Annotated in this window: 16 protein-coding genes and 1 pseudogene; 11 read left to right on the forward strand and 6 right to left on the reverse strand. The window is 63.4% G+C overall.

Annotated elements, in window-relative coordinates:
• Positions 1 to 42 precede the first annotated feature (42 nt).
• Positions 43 to 1,170 carry an ATP-dependent RecD-like DNA helicase gene (locus LB528_RS07445; protein ID WP_224714372.1) on the forward strand — a complete coding sequence of 376 codons (1,128 nt, stop codon included), beginning with the start codon at positions 43 to 45 and terminating at the stop codon, positions 1,168 to 1,170.
• 12 nt (positions 1,171 to 1,182) lie between these two features.
• Here the strand turns inward: LB528_RS07445 and LB528_RS07450 are convergent, their stop codons facing one another.
• Positions 1,183 to 1,578: an STAS/SEC14 domain-containing protein gene (locus LB528_RS07450; RefSeq protein WP_224714373.1), complete on the reverse strand. Its 396-nt coding sequence runs from the start codon at positions 1,576 to 1,578 to the stop codon at positions 1,183 to 1,185.
• A gap of 173 nt (positions 1,579 to 1,751) precedes the next feature.
• Here LB528_RS07450 and LB528_RS07455 point away from each other — a divergent pair, with 173 nt between their 5' ends.
• From LB528_RS07455 to LB528_RS07465, 3 genes are all read left to right on the forward strand, one after another.
• The gene (locus LB528_RS07455) at positions 1,752 to 2,492 is read left to right on the forward strand and encodes a pyridoxine 5'-phosphate synthase (RefSeq protein WP_224714374.1); all 741 of its coding nucleotides are present in this window, start codon (positions 1,752 to 1,754) and stop codon (positions 2,490 to 2,492) included.
• A 170-nt stretch (positions 2,493 to 2,662) separates the two neighbouring features.
• The gene (locus tag LB528_RS07460) at positions 2,663 to 4,489 is read left to right on the forward strand and encodes a potassium transporter Kup (protein ID WP_224516373.1); all 1,827 of its coding nucleotides are present in this window, start codon (positions 2,663 to 2,665) and stop codon (positions 4,487 to 4,489) included.
• A 148-nt stretch (positions 4,490 to 4,637) separates the two neighbouring features.
• Entirely contained in the window at positions 4,638 to 6,557 is a 1,920-nt protein-coding gene (locus LB528_RS07465) for a potassium transporter Kup (RefSeq protein WP_224516321.1), read from the forward strand.
• 126 nt (positions 6,558 to 6,683) lie between these two features.
• Here LB528_RS07465 and LB528_RS07470 read toward each other — a convergent pair whose 3' ends face one another.
• Complete coding sequence (locus tag LB528_RS07470; protein ID WP_224714375.1) at positions 6,684 to 7,577, reverse strand: SDR family oxidoreductase; 894 nt, start codon at positions 7,575 to 7,577, stop codon at positions 6,684 to 6,686.
• Between the two features lie 168 nt (positions 7,578 to 7,745).
• On the opposite strand from LB528_RS07470, the gene LB528_RS07475 reads away from it, so the two are divergent.
• Entirely contained in the window at positions 7,746 to 8,156 is a 411-nt protein-coding gene (locus LB528_RS07475; protein WP_224714376.1) for a winged helix-turn-helix transcriptional regulator, read from the forward strand.
• An 85-nt stretch (positions 8,157 to 8,241) separates the two neighbouring features.
• Positions 8,242 to 9,472 (forward strand): annotated as a pseudogene (locus LB528_RS07480) (FAD-dependent oxidoreductase).
• Here the strand turns inward: LB528_RS07480 and LB528_RS07485 are convergent.
• Complete coding sequence (locus tag LB528_RS07485) at positions 9,426 to 10,145, reverse strand: glutathione S-transferase family protein (RefSeq protein ID WP_224714377.1); 720 nt, start codon at positions 10,143 to 10,145, stop codon at positions 9,426 to 9,428. The pseudogene LB528_RS07480 and the gene LB528_RS07485 sit on opposite strands and share 47 nt — an antisense overlap.
• Before the next feature lie 57 nt (positions 10,146 to 10,202).
• Positions 10,203 to 10,451 (reverse strand): Rieske (2Fe-2S) protein, encoded by a 249-nt coding sequence (locus tag LB528_RS07490; RefSeq protein ID WP_224714378.1) that lies wholly within the window; start codon positions 10,449 to 10,451, stop codon positions 10,203 to 10,205.
• A 96-nt stretch (positions 10,452 to 10,547) separates the two neighbouring features.
• Here LB528_RS07490 and LB528_RS07495 point away from each other — a divergent pair, with 96 nt between their 5' ends.
• The 3 genes from LB528_RS07495 to ilvC all read left to right on the forward strand — a co-directional run bounded on the left by LB528_RS07495 (position 10,548) and on the right by ilvC (position 12,834).
• Positions 10,548 to 11,003, forward strand: a complete 456-nt coding sequence (locus LB528_RS07495) for a MarR family winged helix-turn-helix transcriptional regulator (RefSeq protein WP_224714379.1) — start codon at positions 10,548 to 10,550, stop codon at positions 11,001 to 11,003.
• Between the two features lie 134 nt (positions 11,004 to 11,137).
• Positions 11,138 to 11,788, forward strand: a complete 651-nt coding sequence (locus LB528_RS07500; RefSeq protein ID WP_263487069.1) for a TetR/AcrR family transcriptional regulator — start codon at positions 11,138 to 11,140, stop codon at positions 11,786 to 11,788.
• 26 nt (positions 11,789 to 11,814) lie between these two features.
• Entirely contained in the window at positions 11,815 to 12,834 is a 1,020-nt protein-coding gene (ilvC, locus tag LB528_RS07505; RefSeq protein ID WP_224714381.1) for a ketol-acid reductoisomerase, read from the forward strand.
• Between the two features lie 180 nt (positions 12,835 to 13,014).
• On the opposite strand, the gene LB528_RS07510 is transcribed toward ilvC, so the two are convergent.
• Together LB528_RS07510 and LB528_RS07515 are read right to left on the reverse strand one after the other, a co-directional pair.
• Positions 13,015 to 13,299 (reverse strand): PilZ domain-containing protein, encoded by a 285-nt coding sequence (locus LB528_RS07510; RefSeq protein WP_224516372.1) that lies wholly within the window; start codon positions 13,297 to 13,299, stop codon positions 13,015 to 13,017.
• A 171-nt stretch (positions 13,300 to 13,470) separates the two neighbouring features.
• Positions 13,471 to 14,061: a BA14K family protein gene (locus LB528_RS07515; RefSeq protein WP_224714382.1), complete on the reverse strand. Its 591-nt coding sequence runs from the start codon at positions 14,059 to 14,061 to the stop codon at positions 13,471 to 13,473.
• Positions 14,062 to 14,222: 161 nt separating this feature from the next.
• On the opposite strand from LB528_RS07515, the gene LB528_RS07520 reads away from it, so the two are divergent.
• Together LB528_RS07520 and LB528_RS07525 are read left to right on the forward strand one after the other, a co-directional pair.
• A complete protein-coding gene (locus tag LB528_RS07520) occupies positions 14,223 to 15,335 on the forward strand; it encodes an endonuclease/exonuclease/phosphatase family protein (RefSeq protein WP_224714383.1) in 1,113 nt (370 codons plus the stop codon).
• Positions 15,336 to 15,340: 5 nt separating this feature from the next.
• The gene (locus LB528_RS07525; RefSeq protein ID WP_224714384.1) at positions 15,341 to 16,057 is read left to right on the forward strand and encodes a hypothetical protein; all 717 of its coding nucleotides are present in this window, start codon (positions 15,341 to 15,343) and stop codon (positions 16,055 to 16,057) included.
• Positions 16,058 to 16,127: the final 70 nt, after the last annotated feature.

Here is a 16,127-nt window from a genome sequence, read left to right on the forward strand (position 1 = left end):
GCCAATCTTGTCTTTCGTCAGCGAATCCGGTCTGTCGCACTGATGGAATTTTCTCCCCAGCAGGATGAGGCTCTGAAGGCGGTCGGGCGTTGGCTCAAAGAGGGCCGGCCGCAGGTGTTTCGGCTGTTCGGCTATGCCGGCACCGGCAAGACGACGCTGGCGCGCTATTTCGCCGAGCATGTCGACGGCCAGGTGCAGTTCGCCGCCTTCACCGGCAAGGCGGCGCAGGTGCTGCGCTCGAAGGGGGCGACCAACGCCCGCACCATCCATTCGCTGATCTACAGGCCGAAAGGTGAGGAGTCGGTCGAGGACGAGGTGACCGGCAAGACATCGATGTCGCCGACCTTCTCGCTCAACCGGCAAAGCCCGATTTCGCGCGCCAAGCTCGTCGTCATCGACGAATGCTCGATGGTCGACGAGCAGCTCGGTCGCGACCTGCAGAGTTTCGGCACGCCGATCCTGGTGCTCGGCGATCCGGCGCAGCTGCCACCGATTTCGGGCGGCGGCTTCTTCACCGAGCACGAACCCGATGTGCTGTTGACGGAAATCCACCGCCAGGCGCGCGACAATCCGATCATCCGGCTGGCGCTCGACGTGCGCGAGGGCCGCGAATTCATGCATGGCGACTACGGTACGGCGCAGGTGATCGGCAGGGAAGCAGTCAACCAGGAACTGGTGCTCAAGGCCGACCAGGTGCTGGTAGGCACCAACCGCACGCGCCGGCGCTACAATCAAAGGCTGCGCGAGCTGAAGGGGTTCAACGCCGATTTCCCGCAAGCCGGCGACAAGCTGGTCTGCCTGCGCAACGATCCGGCCAAAGGGCTGCTCAACGGTTCGCTGTGGAAGGTGATGACCTCCTCGCGCGAGACGGTGAAGCCCGGCATCAACCTTCTGGTCTCGCCGGAAGAGGACGACCCCGACCGCGGCGTCGCCAAGATCAAGCTGCTCAAGGCGGCGTTCGAGGACCCGGATGCCGAAATCCCCTGGCAGCAGAAGAAGCGCTTCGACGATTTCGATTATGGCTACGCTTTGACCGTGCACAAAGCGCAGGGCTCGCAGTGGAACGAGGTCGTGCTGTTCGACGAGAGCTGGGCGTTCAAGGAAACCCGCCAGCGCTGGCTCTATACGGCAATTACCCGTGCCGCCGAGCGGCTGACAGTGGTGCGCTGACGCTTGCGAATGTCATATCGGCCTTGCGCCAAGCCACTGCCAGGCGGCCTCCTCGTCGTCGACGTCGAAGCGTCTGAATTCGAAAGGCAGCGTCTTCGGGAAGACGCCGGCGACGAGGGAGGCCCAACTCGGCTCGCCGATCACGGCGCAGCGCACGACATGTTGCATCGCGTCGGCAACGCCCTGCCGGAGCGTGTCTTGCTTGATATTGGCCCAGTCGACGCTTTCCTCGTCGGTCAGCCGCACCAGCACGTCGATCCTCGGATGCAGCGCATAGGCGGCCTCCAGCAGGCCGAACAGGTTTTCCGCATCGGCCGGCGAGACATCGCCGACGACGTCGATGGCGAAAAGCGCGTCGCGGTTGGTCTCGATGCGGCGGATCGCCGGCACGGCTTCGAGGAAATTCACGGGCAAATCCTTGCGCTCGAGCAATTCCAGGAAAAGTACGACGCGGTTTTCCGTCCGGAATTGCGTTGAAACAGAGAGGTTTAGCCTCCAACTATCCCCTGGAACACGCGAAACCTCTATCTGTTCCCGTTAAAGGCGGTATAGATGCCCGCCGATCCACTGGACCCCAACTCATGCCTGCCAAGCTTTCGGTCAATCTCAACGCTGTCGCCATGCTGCGCAATCGTCGTGACCTGCCATGGCCGAGCGTCACCGGGCTTGGCCGCATTGCGCTTGCCGCCGGCGCGCATGGGCTGACGGTGCATCCGAGGCCCGACGAGCGGCACACCAGGCATTCCGACCTGCCGGAGATCAGGGCTCTGATCGACGACGAGTTTCCGGGCGCGGAGTTCAACATCGAGGGCTACCCGACCGAGGATTTCCTGGCGCTTGTCGAAAAGAACCAGCCCGAGCAAGTGACGCTGGTGCCGGACGACCCGGCGCAGGCGACTTCTGACCATGGCTGGAACTTCGTCGCCCAGGCGGCGTTCCTCACTCCAATCGTCAAGCGGTTGAAGAAAGGCGGCTTCCGCGTGTCGCTGTTCTCCGACGCGGATCCGGGCGGGGTCAACGCGGCTCGCGACACCGGCGCCGACCGCATCGAGCTCTATACCGGGCCATATGGAGGTTTCCATTCCGATTCCGAAAAGGCGGCGAAAGAACTCGAAAGACTGGGAAAAACCGCCGATGCCGCATTCAAGGCCGGGCTCGGCGTCAATGCCGGCCACGATCTGACCGTGAAAAACCTGCCGGCATTAGCCAAACGCATCCCGGCATTGGCCGAAGTATCGATCGGACATGGGTTGACAGCGGATGCGCTCGAGTATGGCATGGCCGGCACGGTCGGGCGGTTCTTGAAGGCCTGCGGATGGTAGGGCTTGCGTAGTTTCGGCAGTCTTGGTGCGTCCCGCGCGTTGCGGCGAGCTCGGAGCGTGACGAATCCGGTGAAGTGGGGTTCATAGTGCTAGCCAACGCCGGCGAAACGGAATCTCTCGAACGCTCGGGCCATGCCGAAACCGAACGGCAGCACAGCACCAAGGTGCTCATGCTTGGCGCGCTGGGCGTCGTCTATGGCGACATCGGCACGAGCCCGATCTACGCCTTCCGCGAGGCGCTGCATGCCTCGTCGAGCTCGGTCGCCCGCCACGATGTGCTCGGCGTGCTGTCGCTGATCGTCTGGGCACTCACCATCATCGTCACGATCAAATATGTCGCCTTCGTGCTAAGGGCCGACAACAAGGGCGAGGGCGGCACGCTGTCGCTGATGTCGCTGGCGCGCAGCGCCTACCCGCCTGGTTCACGCCTTATCCTGGTGATCGGCCTTTGCGGGGCAGCGCTGTTCTTCGGTGATTCGATCATCACGCCGGCGATCTCGGTGCTGTCGGCGGTAGAAGGCCTGGAAGTCGTCACGCCGGCGTTGGATGCCTATGTGGTGCCGATCACCCTGGTCATCCTGGCCGTGCTTTTCGCGGTGCAGCGCTTCGGCACCGGCAAGGTGGCGGCGGTGTTCGGGCCCGTGACTGCGACGTGGTTCGTGGCGATCGGCGCGGCCGGCGTCTATCATATCGTCGACGACCCGTCCGTTTTCCTGGCGATCAATCCCTATTACGCGATCTACTACCTGGCCACCACGCCGACAGGCGCGTTCGTCACCGTGGGCGCCGTGTTCCTGGCGGTCACCGGCGCCGAGGCGCTCTATGTCGACCTTGGTCATTTCGGCCGCAAGCCCATCGTGATGGCCTGGTTCGCAATCGTCTTTCCTTGCCTGCTCTTGAATTATTTCGGGCAGGGCGCCTTCGTGCTCTCGCATGGCGGCAAGCCCACCAACCCGTTCTTCCAGATGCTGCCCGGATGGGCGCTGATGCCGATGGTCGGGCTGGCGACGGCGGCCACGGTCATCGCCAGCCAGGCTGTCATTTCCGGCGCCTTCTCGCTGACAAGGCAGGCGGTGCAGCTCAACCTTCTGCCCCGTATCGAGGTGCAGCACACCTCCGAGATGCAGAGCGGCCAGATCTACATGCCGAGGGTCAACCTTCTGGTCGCGCTCGGCGTGATGCTTCTGGTCGTGGGCTTCGGCAGCTCGAGCGCGCTTGCCTCCGCTTACGGCATTTCGGTGACCGGAGAGATGCTGATGACGACGATCCTGCTGTTCGTGGTGATGCGCTGGCTCTGGAAATGGCAGGTTGCGGCCGCACTGGCGTTGGCATTGCTGTTCGGCGTCATCGATCTCGGCTTCTTCTCGGCCAATGTGGTCAAGATCGTCGAGGGCGGCTGGGTGTCGATCACGGTTGCCTCGATCATGGGGCTGATCATGTGGACCTGGATCCGCGGCAGCCGCTATTTGTTCGACAAGACCCGCCGCAACGAAATCCCGCTCGATTTCCTGGCGGCGAACCTGTTGAAGAAGAAGCCGCAGCTGGTCTCGGGCACCGCTGTGTTCCTGACCAGCGATCCGCTGAGCGCGCCGACGGCGCTGATGCACAGCCTGAAGCATTACAAGGTGCTGCATGAAAAGAACGTCATCCTGTCGGTGGTGACGGCGCCGCAGCCGGTTGTGCCCGACAGCGAGCGCGTCAAGCTGGAAACCGTCAACGAACTGTTCATGCGCGTGACGCTGACTTTCGGCTATATGGAGCAGCCCAACATTCCGCGCGCCTTGGCCATCTGCCGCAAGCAGGGTTGGAAGTTCGACATCATGACGACATCGTTCTTCCTGTCGCGGCGCTCATTGAAGGCCTCGCCCAATTCCGGCATGCCGGTCTGGCAGGACCGGCTGTTCATCGGCCTGGCGCGAACCGCGGCGGACGCGACGGAATATTTCCAGATCCCTACCGGACGCGTGGTCGAAATCGGTACTCAGGTCGCAATCTGACGAGACCGATTTTCGCCGGACGAAGAGGTCCGGCCGTTCCGTAAAACTTGAAGCCGTGCGTCGGCGGCATGGGAGCCCTTACGTCAGGGCACTTGATATTGCACTGCAGCAAGCGTAGAGCACCGCGCGTTTTATCGGAGTGTCGTCCATGGCCCTTGCCAATGGTAGTGCAGACGCAGAGCCCGTCGACCAATCGAGCCACGCGGAAATCGAGCAGCACAGCACCAAGGTTCTCATGCTTGGCGCACTGGGCATCGTCTATGGCGATATCGGTACCAGCCCGATCTACGCGTTTCGCGAAGCGTTGGTGGCGTCCTCACGCGGTGCGGCCGCCGACCGCGGCGACATTCTGGGCGTGCTGTCCTTGATCATCTGGTCGCTGACGATCATCGTCACGATCAAATACATCATGTTCGTCCTGCGTGCCGACAACCGCGGCGAGGGCGGCGTGCTGTCGCTGATGGCGCTTGCGCGCAGCAGTTTTTCGAGCCGCTCGGCAATCATCCTTGCGGTCGGCATTGCCGGAGCGTCGCTGTTTTTCGGCGACGCCGTCATCACGCCGGCCATCTCGGTGCTGTCGGCGGTCGAAGGCATGAATGTCGTCACGCCGGCCTTCCAGCCCTATGTCGTTCCACTGACCCTGCTTATCCTTGCCATCCTGTTTGCCGTGCAACGGTTCGGCACGGGCGGCGTCGCCATGATCTTCGGTCCGATCACGGCCGTCTGGTTCCTGGCAATAGGTCTTTCCGGGCTGAACCACATCATTGCCGATCCGGAGATACTGTGGGCGATCAGCCCGCATTACATTGTTGCCTTCCTGATCCACTCGCCCGACGTCGCCTTCGTCACCATCGGCGCGATCTTCCTAGCGGTCACCGGGGCCGAGGCGCTTTATGCCGACCTTGGCCATTTCGGCCGCAAGCCGATCGTGCTGGCGTGGCTGGCGATCGTCTTTCCCTGCCTGCTCCTGAACTATGCCGGGCAGGGCGCCTATGTGCTCGCCAAGGGCGGCATGGTCGGCCATCCGTTCTTCGAAATGAACGAGGGCTGGGCGCTCGTCCCGATGGTGGTGCTGGCGACGGCGGCGACCGTCATCGCCAGCCAGGCGGTCATCTCCGGCGCCTATTCGCTGACGCGGCAGGCGGTGCAGCTCAACATGCTGCCGCGGCTCGAAATCCTGCATACGTCGGAAAAGCAGTCCGGCCAGGTTTATATGCCGCGTGTCAACATGCTGCTGGCGCTAGTGGTGATGCTGCTGGTGGTTGGCTTCGGCGAGTCCAGCAAGCTCGCCTCAGCCTATGGCATTTCGGTCACCGGCAACATGCTGGTGACGACCGTGCTGCTTTTCGTGGTCATGGCCCGCATCTGGAAATGGCCGCTGTGGCGAGCCGTGGTGCTGACCGTGCTGTTTGCTTTCATCGACATCGGCTTCTTCGCCTCCAACATCGTCAAGGTGTTCGAGGGCGGTTGGGCCTCGCTCGCGGTCGCCTTCGCCATCATCCTCGGCATGTGGACCTGGGTGCGCGGCAGCCGCTATTTGTTCGACAAGACCCGCCGCAACGAGATCCCGCTCGATTTCCTGGCGGCGAACCTCTTGAAGAAGAAGCCGCAGCTCGTCTCGGGCACCGCCGTGTTCCTGACCAGCGATCCGCTGAGTGCGCCGACGGCGCTGATGCACAGCCTGAAGCATTACAAGGTGTTGCATGAAAAGAACGTCATCCTGTCGGTGGTGACGGCGCCGCAGCCGGTTGTGCCCGACAGCGAGCGCGTGAAGCTGGAGACGGTCAACGAGCTGTTCATGCGCGTGACGCTGACTTTCGGCTATATGGAGCAGCCCAACATTCCGCGCGCCTTGGCCATCTGTCGCAAGCAGGGATGGAAGTTCGACATCATGACGACGTCCTTCTTCCTGTCGCGGCGCTCATTGAAGGCCTCGCCCAATTCCGGCATGCCGGTCTGGCAGGACCGGCTGTTCATCGGCCTGGCGCGAACCGCGGCGGACGCGACGGAATATTTCCAGATCCCCACCGGACGCGTGGTAGAGATTGGCACCCAGGTCGCGATCTGAGAGACTGGGCCGCACCGGCCGCGGCTGGCGCGGCGATCGCGGGAAGACGCGCTTGTCGCGACCGATGAATGCTCAAGAAATCGAAGTGAAGCGCGCCGGGGGGCGACCTCCCAGGCGCGCCAGACTTCAGCCGAGCAGGGCAGTCTTGTTCGCTTCGAGGAACTGCTTCAGCGTCCGCGGCTTGCGGCCCGAGAGTCTTTCGACGGCATCGGTCACCTCGCCTATGCGGCCGGCGCGGGTGTTGACGTCGAAGGAGACGATGATGCGGGCGAAATCCTCGGGAATGCCTGCCGCCTTGACGCCTTCGGTCAGCGCCTCGTCCGGCAGTTGGATGACCTCCAGCGGCTTGCCGGTCACCTCGCTTACCAGCGCTGCAATTTCGTTGGTGGTGTAGGCCTGCGGGCCGGTCAGCGTGTAGATGTGGCTTTCCTTGGAGCCGGATGCGAGGCCGGCGGCGATGGCGGCCGCCATATCGTCGCGCGCGCCGTGGGCGACGCGCCCGTCGGCGGCCGACGTGTACCACTTGCCCGAGGAAATGGCATGCGGCAGCGACATGAACAGGTTCTCCTGATACCAGCCGTTGCGGAAGATGGTGTAGGGGATGCCGCTTGCCTTGATCGCCTGCTCGGTGCCGTAGTGGTCGCCGGCAAACAGCACCGGCGAGCCCGGCTCGGGATTTGGCATCGAGGTGTACAGCAGGTGCGAGACGCCTGCTGTCTTGGCCGCCGCCACCGCTGCCTGATGTTGTTTCAAACGCCGGTCGCTTTTCAGGTCAAGCTCGCCGGTCGAGATGATAAGCACCCGGTCGGCGCCCCTGAACGCTTCTTCCAGTGAAGCCATATCGTCGAAGTCGGCGGCTCTAACAGCGATGCCCCGCGCAGCCAGATCGGCGAGGTTTTCGGGGTTACGCGTGGTGGCGATGATGTTGGCTGGCGCAATTTTCTGCGCTTCGAGCAAGTGATTGATGACGGCGTGGCCAAGCTGGCCGGAGGCGCCGGTGACGAGAAGGGTTTCGGTCATGGGAGGTTCCTGAAAATTGCGTCGGAGGGCGGATCGATTGGTAGTCTCAAAAAGAGACCAGCACTAAAATAGGAATTGACCTCAAGCCGTAAAGAAGGCAGTTTTTCGGGAGGTAGGCACAGCCAGGGAACCACTCTGGCCGGCCGAATTCGATCAGCGGATGTCGCCATGGAAAGCAAGATCTTCAACCTGAAAGCCAAGCTCGAGCTCTATAAGGCCATGACGAACGGCGGCAATTTCGCAGACTGCCCGGTCCGTGACGTCATCCAGGGCATCAGCGGTAAATGGAGTTCGTTGCTGGTCATGGCACTGGCAGAAAAACCCTACCGATTCGGCGAGTTGCGGCGGCTGGTTCCCGACATCTCCCAGCGCATGCTGACGCAGACGCTCTATGACCTGCAGCGCGACGGCTATGTGCATCGCGAAGTGTTCCCGACCAAGCCGCCAAGCGTCGAATACAGCTTGACCGATCTTGGGCGCTCGATGTTCCTGCCTCTGCAACAGCTCGTTCAATGGGCCGAACTCAATCATGACGCGGTGCGCGGTGCGCGCGCCGCCTTCGACGCCGCCCAAGGCTGATCTCTCGATACAAGCGTCAAAGCGCCCGATTGATCCGGTGCGTTCCAAGCGGGATTGTCCCCGCAGGGGTCGGGTTGGGGGGCCGATGGGCAAGTCTTACGAGATCGCGATTGCCGGGGCGGGGCCGGCCGGGCTGGCGGCAGCGCTTTACCTCAAGCGAGCCGGGCACAAGGTCACTATTTTCGAGCGCTTCGACGCGCCGAAGCCGGTCGGCTCCGGCCTCATCCTGCAGCCGACCGGGCTGACCGTGCTCGCCGATCTCGGCCTGCTCGACGAGATCCTTTCGCTTGGCAGCCGCATCGAACGGCTGCACGGCACCGACGCCAGGAGCGGGCGCACCGTGCTTGAGGTCCGCTACGACGCGCGGCGCGGCCGCCGCTTCGGCCTCGCGATCCACCGGGCGGCGCTGTTCGGCGTGCTCTTCCGCGCTGCCTTGCGCGAAGCGGTCGCCATCGAAACCAATGTCGAGGTGGAGACCCCGGAGACGGCCGAGCGCGCGACGCTGGTCTGCGGCAACGGCAGACGGCTCGGGCCGTTCGACCTCATTGTCGATGCCAGCGGCGCGCGCTCGAAACTGCGGTCATATCTCGGCGATAACGCCATGCCGCGACCGCTCGCCTACGGTGCATTCTGGGCGTCGCTCGGCTGGCGGGACGGCTTTGATAGAAGCGCGCTGCTGCAGCGCTACGACAAGGCAAGCATAATGGTCGGCGTGCTCCCCCTCGGCCGGCCCGAGCCTGGCGCGCAAGACATGGCGGCTTTCTTCTGGAGCCTCAAGCCGGCCGATGCCGAACAGGTAAAGGCCAAGGGGCTCGAAGCATGGAAGGCGAGCGTGGTTTCGGTCTGGCCGGAGTGCGAGGCCTTCACCGGCCAGATCGACAGTTTCGAGCAGCTCTCGCTCGCCCGCTACGGCCAACACACGATGAGGCTGCCGGCCGGCCGGCGGCTCGCAATCATCGGCGACGCCGCGCATTCGACCAGCCCGCAACTCGGGCAAAGGCGCGAATATGGCGCTGCTCGACGCCGCCGCGCTCAGCCATGCGTTGGCGCAGGCGGACGGCATAGACGAAGCGCTGGCGGCCTATGCAAGCGCGCGCCGTTGGCATGTGCGCGTCTTCCAGGCGCTGTCGTTGTCGCTGACGCCGTTCTACCAATCGGACTCCGCAGCCTTGCCCTTTGTCCGCGACCGCATGATGGTGGCACTGGCGAGAATCCCGCCGGGACCGCAATTCCTTGCCGCCATGGTCGCTGGTACGGTAATCGATCCGTTCAGGCGGATCGGGCTTGCGGAGTTGCAAGGGCCTGCAGCCGGATGATCTCGGACAGGTAAGATCCCTTTGCCCGCAGGAAGGCATGCAGCCGCTGCGGGTAATCCGCGCCGACGGCTTGCTTCACCGATTTCCGTTTGTTCAAGGCCTCGCGCCAGGCCTGGACGAGCGGCTTGCCGTCGAGAATGCCGAAGTCGCCGATGCGGTCGAACGTGTCGAAGTAGCGGAAGATCGGTCCGTAGACGGCGTCGACCAGCGAGAAGCGCTCGCCGGCGAACCACGGGCCGCTTTGCCTTACCGCGAGTTCCGCCTCCACACGTGCGAACATCTCGGACAAGCCGCTGCTTTCATGGAGGAAAGCGGCTTGGTCGGCAGCGGAATAGAAGCGGCCGATGGCATTGAGGATGGCCGAGCCGAATTCGATCCAGGCGCGATGCCTGGCTCGCGCCAGCGGGTCGACCGGGTGCAAGGGATTGGCCTCGGTCTCCTCGAGGAATTCGAGGATGACGGCGGATTCGAAAATCACTTCCTCCGAATGGTCGTGCCGGACGCGGAGCAGCGGCACCTTGCCCAGCGGCGAAATGGCCCTGAACCAATCCGGCTTGTCGGAAAGATCGACATCGACCCGCTCGAACCGCACGCCTTTTTCGGCGAGCGAGATGGCCGCGCGCTGGACGTACGGGCACAAATGATGGCTGACGAGGGTAAGTCTGACGGTCATCTCACTCGCCCCAGACATAGTTGAGCGCGCCATCTTCGACACGGGTCGACAGGAACATCAGGCGGGAACCCTTCGGCGCCGGCCCTTCGAGACGCTCGCCGCTATCCATGTCGAACTTCGCGCCATGCATTGGCAGACAAGTGAGCCGTCCTTGCAGTCCAGCGGTCCGCCGAAATGCAGGCAGATATTGGCCGCGGCGCGGATGCGCTCGCCGCTGCGCCAGACATGGACCTCGCGGCCGAAGAAGGGCGCGATCAGGCTGCCGGTCTGTGGGATATCGGCGATCTTGCAGATTTCATGTTTCATCGGAGAACTCCTTATCGATGCAACTGCATCTATATAAATGCATTTGCATTGATCGTCAAGCTTGATGCAGTTGCATCTATCCTCTAGGCTGCGCCGATGACGAAGAAATCGCCATCACCCGAAGCCATTGCCGCCTGGGCGCGCCTCGTGCGCGTCTCGCGCCAACTGGTTGAAAGGACCGAGGACGCGCTGAAAGCCAGCGGCCTGCCACCGCTCGCCTGGTATGACGTGCTGCATGAGCTTGCAGAGGCGGGCGGGGGAGGACTCAGGCCGTTCGAGCTGATCGATCGCGTCTTGCTGGCGCAGTATAGCGTCTCCCGGCTGCTGGCCCGGTTGGAAATGGACGGCCTGATCGAGAAACTGCCCGTCTCGGATGACGGCCGCGGGCAGACCGTCCGCATCACGGCAAGCGGCCGGGAGATGCGCCGCCGCATCTGGGCAGTCTATGGCGCTTCCATTGCCGACCAAATGGGCGACCGGCTTTCAGCCCAGGACCTGAAGACATTGGCCAGCCTGCTCGGACGGCTGCGCGATCCGCCGGCCAGCGAGTAGCTGGCGAGCCTTTCGCTGTTTCCGCCGTTCATTTTTCGCACCATGTCCCTTGCGTCGGAAACCGGAATGCGCAATAAGCCGAACCGTAACGTACGGTACGGGCGTGCGCGACCGGAAGAACAGGACAGAACGTGCTGCAGGCAGGCGCCGATATCGACAACAGCGAGACGCTGACGGAGCGCCAGCAGGCGGTTCTGGATGCGGCGCTTCGCCTGCTGGTCGAGGAGGGCGACAACCTCACCATGACCGCAGTGGCGCGGCGGGCCAGCTGTTCCAAGGAAACGCTCTACAAATGGTTCGGCGACCGCGACGGGCTGCTGACGGCGACGGTGCAGTGGCAGGCCTCCAAGGTGCGTGTGACCCCGGTCGATCGCAAGGGCCTCGATCTGGCGTCGCTGACGGCAAGCCTCGAACGCTTCGCCTCCGACTGGCTCAAGGTGATCTCCAGCGATACGTCGATCGCGCTCAACCGTGTGGCGGTCGGCCATGCCGGCTCCGGGAAAGATGACCTCGGCGCGATCGTGCTGCAGAATGGCCGCTTCGCGCTTGCCAGGCGGCTGAAGCCGGTGCTGGAAGCCGGCCGGCAGGCAGGACTGCTCGATTTCGAGGACGCCGAGACGGCGTTCCGGACCTTTTTCGGCCTGGTCGGACGCGACGTGCAGATCCGTCTGCTGCTGGGTGACCGCGTGGAATTGACTGAGGCGACGATCGGCGGCGATGCCCGCCGCGCAACGCACCAGTTTCTCGCTCTCTTCGGAGCAAACAACCGGCTGCAAAGCCTCTGATCTTCAAAAGGGAAGGAAGACGAAAAATGCGTGTCTATTACGATCGTGACGCCGATCTCAATCTGATCAAGGGCAAGAAGGTCGCCATCATCGGCTATGGCAGTCAGGGCCGGGCCCATGCGCTCAACCTGAAGGATTCCGGCGTCAAGGAGATCGCCATCGGCCTCAAGGCCGGCTCGGCGACCGCCAAGAAGGTCGAGGCCGACGGGCTAAAGGTGATGAGCGTGGCGGACGCCGCCAAATGGGCCGACCTGATGATGATGGCGACGCCCGACGAATTGCAGGCCGACATCTACAAAAACGAGATCGCGCCGAACATCCGCGACGGTGCGGCGATCGCCTTCGCGCACGGCCTCAACGTGCATTTCGGCCTGATCGAGCCGAAGGCCTCGGTCGACGTCGTCATGATCGCGCCGAAGGGCCCGGGCCACACAGTGCGCGGCGAATACCAGAAGGGCGGCGGCGTGCCGTGCCTGGTCGCGGTCAACCAGGACGCTTCGGGCAATGCGCTCGACCTCGCGCTCTCCTACGCCTGCGGTGTCGGCGGCGGCCGTTCGGGCATCATCGAGACCAACTTCCGCGAGGAGTGCGAGACCGACCTGTTCGGCGAGCAGGTTGTGCTGTGCGGCGGCCTGGTCGAACTGATCCGTGCCGGCTTCGAGACGCTGGTGGAAGCCGGCTATGCGCCGGAGATGGCCTATTTCGAGTGCCTGCACGAGGTCAAGCTGATCGTCGACCTGATCTATGAAGGCGGCATCGCCAACATGAACTACTCGATCTCGAACACCGCCGAATGGGGCGAATATGTCTCGGGTCCGCGCATCATCACCGCGGAAACCAAGGCCGAGATGAAGCGCATCCTGAAGGACATCCAGACCGGCAAGTTCACCTCGGAATGGATGCAGGAATATCGGGCCGGCCTGTCGCGCTTCAAGGGCATCCGCCGCAACAACGACAGCCACCGGATCGAAGAGGTGGGCTCTAAGCTCCGCGCGATGATGCCGTGGATCGCCAAGAACAAGCTGGTCGACAAGGCGAAAAACTAAGGCGATCCACATCTTTTGCCTTGCGCGTCCTCGGGCTTCGCCCTGCGGTCGCGCGGGTGATCGCCAAGAACAAGCTGGTCGACAAGGCTAAGAACTAAGGCGAAGTTTCGTGTCAAATATCAAAGCCGGCGGATCGATCCGCCGGCTTTTTCGTTGCGGGGTGCGCAGCGTTGCCGCTGCTCAACCGTAGTGCCAATGCGGCTTGGGCTCGGTGCCGGTGAACTCGACGCCGATGCGATCCTCGCGGCGCCAGCGCACCACCGCCTTGTAGCCGATGCCGTCGACCGGCACATAGAGCAGGAATTCGTCGGGCACGCGCGCATCGATCGGCACTTTCAGCTCTGCGCCGTTCGCATGCATGTTGCGCACCGTGCATCTGACCTCGGAATTGTTGATGCCAGTCAGGATCGCCGCGCCCTTCAGCACGCGTTGCCTGTGTTGGTTTCTGTGTTCGTTTTCGGCCATGGCGAGCACGTCTCGCACCCCGTTCGCGCGAATCTTCATATTGAGGGGCATCGGCGTCGATGAATAGCCGCCGCCAATGAATTTAGGGTTATCGGCCGATGGCGGGCACAGGTTGCGGCAAATAAAACGGCGCCCGCGATGGGCGCCGTCTCATCCGTCCTGCCGACGGGCTCAGATATAGGGCGAGATGCACTGCCGGCGCGGGCCGTAGTTGGGCTGGAACGTGTTGTCCCAGGCCCGATAGGACCGGTAGCGGTCGTAGCACCATTGGACATGGGCCCTGGAAAGCCGCTGGGTCCGGTAGATGCGCCGGGGCTGAACATAGCGCGGGTAAGGGTCGTAATAGTATGGATCGTAGTAATTGTTGTAGGCGAGGCTACCCAGGCCCAGGCCTAGCCCCAGCCCCAGAAGGGCGGCGTCGCCACTATCGAAACCCCGATGATGATGACGATGATGCCGCCAGCGCCAATCGCCGCCATCCCAGTTGCGGGAGAAATGACGGGCGCGGAAGTCGTCGCCCCGCCATCTGAAATCCCGGCCCCGCCAGTCGCCACCGCGCCGCCAGCGCCAATCAAACATCTGCTGCCGGTTGTTGCCGCCGGCCCAGCTGTCGCGAACAGGGATGATCTTGGATGCGGCCGTGCTGGTCACGGTCGACATATCGGGCTGCAGGACCGGGCCGGCAGTCGACGGCACCGTCAGCCCAGCAAAGAGACCCAAGGCCACAAGCCCGGATCCGAGGGAAGACAAGAGCGGTTTCATTTCACTCTCCACGAGTACGACCCCACGCCCAAACACTTGGGAATAGGCCTATTGATGGGACTTTCCATCTGAACGGAAGATGAACAGAAAGGTTCCGTCAACCATAACGGGCATGCGTCTGCTCTTGTGTTCGCCATTGCTTGCGGGCAAAGGTCTCGGCCATGTCGCTGCGCCTCGCCACCTTCAATGTCGAGAACCTGATGAGCAGGTTCGATTTCTCGGGCTATCGCAACCAGCTCAATGAAGACCGCACGCTGGCCCTGTTCGACATCCAGAGCGAGGCCGAATACCGCATCCTCGAACAGGCCCGCACGATCGCCCAATCCGACGACACCCGCCAGCTGACGGCACTCGCCATCGCGGCCACCCGCGCCGACATCATCTGCATGCAGGAGGTCGACAACATCGAGGCGCTGAAGGCCTTCGAATATGGCTATCTGTTCAAGATGGTCGGGCAGGGCTACCGGCAGAAATACACCACCGCCGGCAACGACACGCGCGGCATCGATGTCGCCGTGATGATGCGCAACGAGACCGCGCAAGGGCAGCCGATCGAGTTCGTGCGCATGACCAGCCACGCCTATGTCACCTTCGAGGAGTTCGGGCTGTTCACGCCGGAGCTCGCCACGTTCGGCTATCTTGCCAATGAACGCATCTTTCGCCGCGATTGCCTGGAGATCGACCTGAGGGTCGGCGGCGCGCCGCTGACGCTCTATCTCGTGCATTTCAAATCCATGGGCCCGCCGCGCAACGGGCTGGATGGCCGCGAGGCGTCGATGCCGCTGCGCGTCGCCGAGGCGCAGGCGGTGCGCCGCATCATCGAGGAGCGTTTCGGCAAGGACCACGCCGCCGACAAGCGCTGGGCGATCTGCGGCGACCTCAACGACTACCGGCAGCGCGTGAAGATCGGAGGCGACGCCATCGACGGCTACCGTTTCAAGGTTGTCGACGAAACCCGGTCCTCGATCGATGTGCTTACCGCCGGCGGCTTTTGCGAGAATGTCGTCGAGCGGCGGCCGGAGATGGATCGCTGGAGCTTCTACCACACGCGCGGCCCGGAGGAGCGGCATCTTTGCCAGCTCGATTATATTCTGCTGTCGAAGGCGCTGGCCGCGAAGAATGCCACCGCCGTTCCCGACATCATCCGCAACGGCCAGCCCTGGCGCACCATCTTCCCGCCCGGACAAGAGGTCGAGCGTTTCCCGCGCGTCGGTTGGGACAGGCCGAAAGCGTCGGACCATTGCCCGGTTGCGATCACCCTGGGCGTGGCGTGACCCTCTTGAGTTTCGATCTGCCACGCAACGTCATCCTGCCGCTCGATGCGGTCGACGTCCGCCTCGATCCTGGCCCGCATCCCTTTGCGCGCAGCAATGCGGCAGCCATCGCCGAGAATTGGCGGCAGGAGATCGCGGCCAATCCGGCATTGTTCGACGGCGCCGTGGTGCTGCTTTCCGAGCTTGCCTACCGCGACGGCCGCCTCGTCGGCCGCTGCCATGCGGTGAACTATTCGACCTTCATGCTGTGGCGCAAGCGGCGCGAGAATTCGGGCGCCGAGCACGCCTACGCGCATGCCGTGCTGGTCGCCGGCGACAATGCGCTGGTAGCGATCCGCATGGGGCCGCATACGGTCAATGCCGGCCGCGTCTATTTCGCTGCCGGCTCCTTCGAGCCGATCGATTTCCGCGACGGGCTGGTCGATGTCGACTTCAACATGATCCGCGAGGTGAGGGAGGAGACCGGGCTGGACCTTTCGACGGCTGAACGCGGACGGCGCTATCACGCGCTATCGACGGCAAACGGTACGGTCATCTTCCGCCGCTACCGGGTGGCCGAAACGGCCGACGAGCTCGCGCGGCGCATCACCGCCTTCGTCGCGGCCGAAGCCGAGCCGGAGATCGAAGGGCCGGTGATCATCCGCCACGCCGGCGATCTGCCCGCCGGCCTGATGCCGCACATGAAGCCGCTGATCGAGTGGCATTTCGGCGGCGATCGTTAGCAGCGCCCATCCGCTCTTTCAGCGCTGCATCACCGCAAGATCGGGCACAGCCGCAGAACCCAGTCTCTGA

Origin of the sequence: Mesorhizobium sp. CA4, assembly GCF_020165075.1 — a bacterium.
GTDB lineage: Bacteria > Pseudomonadota > Alphaproteobacteria > Rhizobiales > Rhizobiaceae > Mesorhizobium.

Bases quoted from the DNA above. Each gene is read 5' to 3' on its own strand.
- LB528_RS07445 (WP_224714372.1), top strand. From the start codon at position 43: ATGGAATTTTCTCCCCAGCAGGATGAGGCTCTGAAGGCGGTCGGGCGT.
- LB528_RS07455 (WP_224714374.1), top strand. From the start codon at position 1,752: ATGCCTGCCAAGCTTTCGGTCAATCTCAACGCTGTCGCCATGCTGCGC.
- LB528_RS07460 (WP_224516373.1), top strand. From the start codon at position 2,663: ATGCTTGGCGCGCTGGGCGTCGTCTATGGCGACATCGGCACGAGCCCG.
- LB528_RS07465 (WP_224516321.1), top strand. From the start codon at position 4,638: ATGGCCCTTGCCAATGGTAGTGCAGACGCAGAGCCCGTCGACCAATCG.
- LB528_RS07470 (WP_224714375.1), bottom strand. From the start codon at position 7,577: ATGACCGAAACCCTTCTCGTCACCGGCGCCTCCGGCCAGCTTGGCCAC.
- LB528_RS07475 (WP_224714376.1), top strand. From the start codon at position 7,746: ATGGAAAGCAAGATCTTCAACCTGAAAGCCAAGCTCGAGCTCTATAAG.
- LB528_RS07485 (WP_224714377.1), bottom strand. From the start codon at position 10,145: ATGACCGTCAGACTTACCCTCGTCAGCCATCATTTGTGCCCGTACGTC.
- LB528_RS07490 (WP_224714378.1), bottom strand. From the start codon at position 10,451: ATGAAACATGAAATCTGCAAGATCGCCGATATCCCACAGACCGGCAGC.
- LB528_RS07495 (WP_224714379.1), top strand. From the start codon at position 10,548: ATGACGAAGAAATCGCCATCACCCGAAGCCATTGCCGCCTGGGCGCGC.
- ilvC (WP_224714381.1), top strand. From the start codon at position 11,815: ATGCGTGTCTATTACGATCGTGACGCCGATCTCAATCTGATCAAGGGC.
- LB528_RS07510 (WP_224516372.1), bottom strand. From the start codon at position 13,299: ATGGCCGAAAACGAACACAGAAACCAACACAGGCAACGCGTGCTGAAG.
- LB528_RS07515 (WP_224714382.1), bottom strand. From the start codon at position 14,061: ATGAAACCGCTCTTGTCTTCCCTCGGATCCGGGCTTGTGGCCTTGGGT.
- LB528_RS07520 (WP_224714383.1), top strand. From the start codon at position 14,223: ATGTCGCTGCGCCTCGCCACCTTCAATGTCGAGAACCTGATGAGCAGG.